Origin of the sequence: Arthrobacter sp. Hiyo1, from assembly GCF_001263615.2 — a bacterium.
GTDB lineage: Bacteria > Actinomycetota > Actinomycetes > Actinomycetales > Micrococcaceae > Arthrobacter.
The window spans coordinates 900,141-906,167 of the sequence record NZ_DF952468.1 but is presented as its reverse complement, the minus strand read 5'-3'; the positions used below and the strand labels follow the sequence as shown (position 1 = coordinate 906,167).

At 62.6% G+C, this 6,027-nt stretch carries 8 protein-coding genes; 2 read left to right on the top strand and 6 right to left on the bottom strand.

The genetic code is table 11. The features are described 5' to 3' along the window. The 6 genes from AHiyo1_RS03910 to coaD form a co-directional block, all read right to left on the bottom strand. A partial coding sequence (locus AHiyo1_RS03910; protein ID WP_172465485.1) for a chromosome segregation SMC family protein occupies positions 1 to 831 on the bottom strand: 831 nt, incomplete at its 3' end. A gap of 105 nt (positions 832 to 936) precedes the next feature. After that, positions 937 to 1,923: a bifunctional DNA-formamidopyrimidine glycosylase/DNA-(apurinic or apyrimidinic site) lyase gene (gene mutM, locus AHiyo1_RS03905; protein WP_059387667.1), complete on the bottom strand. Its 987-nt coding sequence runs from the start codon at positions 1,921 to 1,923 to the stop codon at positions 937 to 939. A gap of 8 nt (positions 1,924 to 1,931) precedes the next feature. After that, positions 1,932 to 2,663 (bottom strand): ribonuclease III, encoded by a 732-nt coding sequence (gene rnc / locus AHiyo1_RS03900; RefSeq protein ID WP_059387666.1) that lies wholly within the window; start codon positions 2,661 to 2,663, stop codon positions 1,932 to 1,934. Positions 2,664 to 2,685: 22 nt separating this feature from the next. Beyond that, entirely contained in the window at positions 2,686 to 2,889 is a 204-nt protein-coding gene (rpmF, locus tag AHiyo1_RS03895) for a 50S ribosomal protein L32 (RefSeq protein WP_028264646.1), read from the bottom strand. A gap of 32 nt (positions 2,890 to 2,921) precedes the next feature. Beyond that, a complete protein-coding gene (locus AHiyo1_RS03890) occupies positions 2,922 to 3,449 on the bottom strand; it encodes a YceD family protein (protein ID WP_059387665.1) in 528 nt (175 codons plus the stop codon). A 146-nt stretch (positions 3,450 to 3,595) separates the two neighbouring features. Continuing rightward, the gene (coaD, locus tag AHiyo1_RS03885; protein WP_059387664.1) at positions 3,596 to 4,081 is read right to left on the bottom strand and encodes a pantetheine-phosphate adenylyltransferase; all 486 of its coding nucleotides are present in this window, start codon (positions 4,079 to 4,081) and stop codon (positions 3,596 to 3,598) included. A gap of 105 nt (positions 4,082 to 4,186) precedes the next feature. Between coaD and AHiyo1_RS03880 the strand changes: the two genes are divergently transcribed. Then, complete coding sequence (locus AHiyo1_RS03880; protein WP_059387663.1) at positions 4,187 to 5,416, top strand: aminotransferase class I/II-fold pyridoxal phosphate-dependent enzyme; 1,230 nt, start codon at positions 4,187 to 4,189, stop codon at positions 5,414 to 5,416. 2 nt (positions 5,417 to 5,418) lie between these two features. Then, a partial coding sequence (locus AHiyo1_RS03875) for a spermidine synthase (RefSeq protein ID WP_172465484.1) occupies positions 5,419 to 6,027 on the top strand: 609 nt, incomplete at its 3' end.

Genomic DNA, 6,027 nt, shown 5'->3' with positions numbered 1-6,027 from the left:
GGCCGCGAGCTGCTCGAGGCGGATCTGGCGTTGGCGGCCTGCGGCGAGCTCCGCTTCTACTACCTCGCGGCGCTCTTTCAACGCGGCCTCGTCGGCGACATCCTTCTCCAACGCCCGGGTGTGCCGGACGAGATCATCGGCCAGCAGCCGGGACTTGGCGTCGCGGACGTCGAACTGCACGGTCTGGGCGCGGCGGGCGACTTCGGCCTGCTTGCCCAGCGGCGTGAGTTGACGACGGATTTCCGCCGTGAGGTCACCAAGGCGTTGCAGGTTCGCCTGCATGGCTTCCAGCTTGCGGACGGTCTTTTCCTTGCGACGCCGATGCTTGAGGATACCTGCGGCTTCTTCAATGAATCCCCTGCGGTCCTCGGGGGTGGCGTGCAGGACGCGGTCCAACTGCCCCTGCCCCACGATCACATGCATCTCCCGGCCAAGGCCTGAATCCGAGAGCAATTCCTGGATGTCCAGGAGGCGGCAGGGCGATCCGTTGATGGCGTACTCGGATCCGCCGGTCCGGAAGAGTGTGCGGGAAATGGTGACTTCGCTGTACTCGATCGGCAGGGCGCCGTCTGCGTTGTCGATCGTCAGGGCAACGTGCGCGCGGCCCAGCGGAGGCCGCCCCGATGTGCCGGCGAAGATGACGTCTTCCATTTTGCCGCCGCGCAGGGTCTTGGCGCCCTGTTCGCCCATGACCCAGGCCAGCGCGTCAACCACATTGGACTTGCCCGAACCGTTGGGGCCAACAACGGCGGTGACGCCCGGCTCGAAGTCGAACGTCGTGGCCGACGCGAACGACTTGAACCCCCGGACAGTCAAACTTTTCAGATGCAAGGTGTTTCGGATCTCTTTCAATGTCGCCGGTGGCTACTTTACGGCTAAATCTACTGCCCGACGGCGGAAATCCCCGGATTTGCGGGGCAAACCGGCGAATCCGCGCTACCAGCGGCCGTTGCGCGGCTTCGGCTGGCAGATCGGGCACGTGTACGAGGAGCGGTTCATGAATTGCTCGCGTTTGATCACACCCGGGAGTCCCACGGCGGAACACCGCCTGCACGGCTCGCCCGCCCGTCCATAGGCATCCAAGGACCGGGCGAAGTATCCCGAAACTCCGTTGACATTGACGTAAAGCGAATCGAAGCTCGTCCCGCCGGCTGCGAGGGCGTCGCTCATGACTTCCTTCGCGGCATCGACAAGCCTCACGGCATCGGCCCGCTTGAGGGTGTCTGTCGGTTTGGCATAGTGCAGCTTGGCCCGCCAGAGCGATTCGTCGGCGTAGATGTTGCCTATCCCGGAGATGACTCCCTGATCCAACAGGGCACGCTTGAGCCCGGTCTTGCGGGCTTTGACCTTGCGGTAGAAGTCGTCAAAGGAAAAGTGCGGGTCCAGCGGATCGCGGGCGATGTGCGAGGCTTCTTCGGCAATTTCCGGGAGGGGTGTCTCGCCCTGGCCGCCGGGACCGCCGTCGGAGGTCGGTACAAGCAAGGTGACAAACAGTCCGCCGAAGATCCGTTGGTCCACGAACCGCAACTGCTCCGGCATGCCATCCGACGTGCTGAGGCGGAAGCGGACTTTGAGGTGCTTCTCGTCCGGAACCCCCGGATCCTGCATGAGGAGCTGCCCGCTCATACCGAGGTGCGCCATCAGCGCGACGCCGGGGACCGCTTCGCCGGGGATCATTTTGCCGGACACAGCCCCGCCGGTGCCGCCGGGTTCCTCGGTCCGCAGGGGCATCCACAGGAACTTGCCGCGCCGGACGACATCCAAAACCGTGGAGTTCTCAAGGTTCCCGATGAAGTCTTCCGTGCCCAACGCGTGACGGCGGATGGAACGGGGATCGAGCACCTCCACGTCAGTGATGGTCCGGCCGCGCACCCAGCGTGCCAGGCCGCGGCGGACCACTTCGACTTCGGGCAGTTCCGGCATGTGAAGAATCAGGCGCTGTGCGCGGGATCAGCCGGAGAGTCGGCTTTGCTATTCAGCGCGACCTTGCTGTTAAGGGTGCGCCACGCATCTGCTGCGGCTTCCTGCTCGGCTTCCTTTTTGGAGTGGCCCGTGCCTTTGCCGTAGGCGGTGCCGCCGATCTGGAGCACTGCCTCAAAGCTGCGCGCGTGGTCCGGGCCGGAGCCTTCGACTGCATAGTAGATGGACCCGAGCTGACGGCTTGCGGCAAGCTCCTGCATGCTGGTCTTCCAGTCGGTGCCGGCGCCGAGTGCTGCGGCATCCTTGAGCAAGGGTCCAACGAGCCGCATCACGAGCTGCCGGGCGGTCTCAATGTCGTTGGAAAGATAGGTGGCCCCGATGAGCGCTTCCATGGTGTCCGCAAGAATTGAAGACTTGTTCTTACCGTCGGTGAGCCTTTCGCCCTGCCCGAGGTAGATGAATTCGCCGATTCCGAGGTCCCTGCCGATACCCGCCAGTGCGCGGGTGCTGACGACGGCGGAGCGTCGCTTCGCGAGTTCGCCCTCCGGAAGCGCCGGGTTGTCGCGGTAGAGCGAATCGGTCACGGAAAAGCCCAGGATGGAGTCGCCCAGGAATTCGAGGCGCTCATTGGTGGGAATCCCACCATTTTCATACGCGTATGAACGATGTGTCAGAGCAAGACGAAGCGTCTCGGCGTCAATGGAGACACCGAGACGCTTCAGAAGCTCTTCAGTTGAAGACATCCTTGTCAGCCTTGTGGCGGATTTAGACGTCTGCGACCTTGCGGCCCTTGTATTCAAGGAACAGCGCGGTCCCGGCAGAGTCGGTGACGACCTTTGCCTGGTGCGGCAGGCTGTAAACAACCTGGCCGTTTTCGATGGTCTTGACCAAGTTGGGGGCAGTTGCCTTCCACTGGGCACGGCGGGCGCGTGTATTTGCGCGAGACATTTTCCGCTTGGGAACAGCCACGGCTATCTCATTTCTCTTTTAGTCAACACTTACTAATCAGTTTGCCGGTCGGTCTTAGCCAGTTCAGCTAGGGCAGCCCAGCGAGGATCCAGGTCCTCGTGGTGGTGCCCCGGCTCGTCTTCCAGACGCACTCCGCAGATTGAGCAAAGGCCCTGGCAGTCTTCCCGGCACACCGGCTGGAACGGCAGCATGGTTACAACCGCGTCCCGCAACACCGGTTCAAGATCGATTAGATCGTGCTCGACTCGACGTTGCTCTTCATCGTCTTCTTCGTCCGAAAGCTCGACGCCTTCATAGAAGAAAAGTTCTTGCACATTGACCTCAAGGTCATACGCAAGGGGATCCAGGCATCGTCCGCATTCGCCCTTGACTTCAGCGAACACAGTTCCAGATACCAGAATTCCTTCGTGTACGGCCTCAAGCCTCAAGTCGAGCTCGATATCCGAGCCTTCCTGAACGCCAATGAGTGCCACGCCAAGGTCACTTGGCGCGGGTACATGTTCCGTGAGCGTCCGCATGCTTCCTGGACTACGTCCGAGGTCCTTGACGTCCAGCGTCAAGGGCGAACTTGCATCTCGCTTAATGAGAACTCCTGTAGAACATATGACCGACGTACCATCTTAGCCTGAACGCGCGAGCGGACTCAAACCGGGTCAATTACAACGCGTTCTGCCCGAGGTACCGATCCAGCTTACCCGTTGCGGGGCTACTCCGCTGCCGACCCGCCAGCAAGGAGCCTCCTGAGCACCGATTTAGGCACGAAATCAGAGACATCCCCGCCCAGGAGGGAGATTTCCTTGATGAGCGTGGACGACAAATGCAGGTAATGGGCCTCAGCCGGAAGAAAGACGGTCTCGACGCCGGACAACTGGCGGTTCATGGTGGCCATGGGAAGTTCGTAGTCAAAATCCGAGGACGAACGCAAGCCCTTCACGATCGCCGAAATTCCCCGGTGCCTGCAGTATTCGGCGAGCAGTCCCTCACCCATGGGCTCCACGATGATCCCCCGCAAGGAAGCCAGGGTCTCCCGGGCCATGTCCATGCGCTCTTCCAAGCTGAAGCGGTACTTCTTCGCGTAGTTGGTGGACACCGCGACGACGACTTCATCGAACAAGCCGGCGGCCCTTGCGATGACTTCCAGATGTCCGTTGTGGATAGGGTCGAAGGAGCCAGGGCACACAGCGCGTCTCATGGTTCGAACCTACCCCATCCGGGGCCGCAGGCACTATGGCGATACCATGGCTGAAACGGCGGGCCGGACGAGCCGGAAGCCAGCACCCAGGAAGGCAACCCCACAGTGACGAGCCCGGCCTCTCTCAGCCAGAACACGTCCGCCGCGCCATGGCAGCGAGCCGCCAGCGGAGCCAACCTGCTTTCGGCCGACGGCAGCCTAGGAGTGACCATCTTCGAAGAAATGACCACCCTGGCGATGTCCACCGGCGCAATCAACCTGGGCCAGGGATTCCCGGACGAGGACGGGCCGGCGGAAATCAAGGCAGCAGCCCAGGCGGCCATTACGGCGGGAGCCAACCAGTACGCTCCCGGCAAGGGCATCCCTGAACTTCGCGAGGCCATCGCCGCACACCAGGAACGCTTCTACGGACTGACCCCGGACCCGCAGACGGAGGTCGTTGTGACCACCGGAGCCACCGAGGCCATCGCCGCCGCATTGCTCGCATTCATCGAGCCCGGCGACGAGGTCCTGACTTTCGAGCCCTTCTATGACTCTTATGGCGCCATCATCGGACTTGCCGGGGCCAAGCATGTGACCGCTCCCTTGCTGGCACCGGACTTCCTTCCGGACGTGGATGCCATGGAATCGGCATTCAGCGAGCGCACCAAGGTTGTGCTGCTCAACAACCCGCACAATCCCACGGGGGCGGTCTTCCCGCGCGAGGTGCTGGTACGCGTCGTCGAACTCGCCCGGAAATACGATGCCGTGATCCTCAGCGATGAAGTCTACGAGCACCTCACCTTCGGTGTGCAGCACCTTCCGGTCGCCGGTATCCCCGGAGCGGCCGAACGAAGCGTCACGATTTCCTCCGCCGGCAAGACGTTCTCGTTCACCGGCTGGAAGATCGGCTGGCTCAGCGGACCCGCCCACCTTGTGGCGGCGATCCGCACCGTCAAACAATTCCTCAGCTACAGTTCCGGCACCCCCTTCCAAAGTGCGATCGCAGTGGGCCTTGCCCTTCCCGATGAGTTCTATAGCGGTATCGCGTCCACCCTCCAGCACAAGCGGGACATCCTGGCCGAGGGACTGCGGGCCGCCGGCTTCGGCGTCTACACGCCGCAGGGAACATACTTCATCAATGTGGACACCGCGCCCCTCGGCATCAGGGACTCCGTGGACTTGGCACGAAAGCTTCCCGAGCTCGTAGGAGTGGCCGCCATCCCTGTACCCGTGTTTTGCCACCCGGAAGGCGCGGAGAGGACGCGCAGCCTGCTCCGGTTCGCGTTCTGCAAGAAGACCGAAGTATTGGAAGAAGCGGCCGCCCGGCTGGCCACCCTGCGGAACAAGCTCTGACCGTGTCAACGGAGCAAAATCACGAGGGGCGTCGATTCCTGCGGGCCACCGGCCAGCATGCCGCAATCGAAGCCGACACGCTGATCGACGGCGCCTACATCCTGCGCATCGGCGACGCCGAGCAATCCCATGTCAACCTCGCGGAACCCGCGGAAATCTTCTACGAATACCTGCGCAGGATCGGCCATGTGGTGGATCTGGCCGCGCCGGCCGGACAAGCAATCACTGCACTTCATCTCGGCGCTGGGGCCTTGACCCTGGCCCGCTATATCCAGGCGACGAGGCCAGGTTCGGAACAACACGCCGTCGAACTCGAACGTGAATTGCTCGACTTCGTGCTGCAGAAGTTGCCCATGCCTGACGGCACCCTTTTGGAGACCCATATCGGCGACGCGCGCGAAACACTCGCCGAACTGCCCGCGGAACTCGAGTTCGACGTCGTGATCCTGGACATCTTCTCCGGTCCCGAGGCTCCGGCGCATATCGCCTGCCGGGAATTCTATGAAGAGGCCGCGGCGCGGCTCCGGCCCGATGGAGTGCTCATCGTCAACGTCGGCGACGAAGCAGCCCTGACCCTGGTACGCAGCCAGTCGCCGCGATGCGCCGGGCGG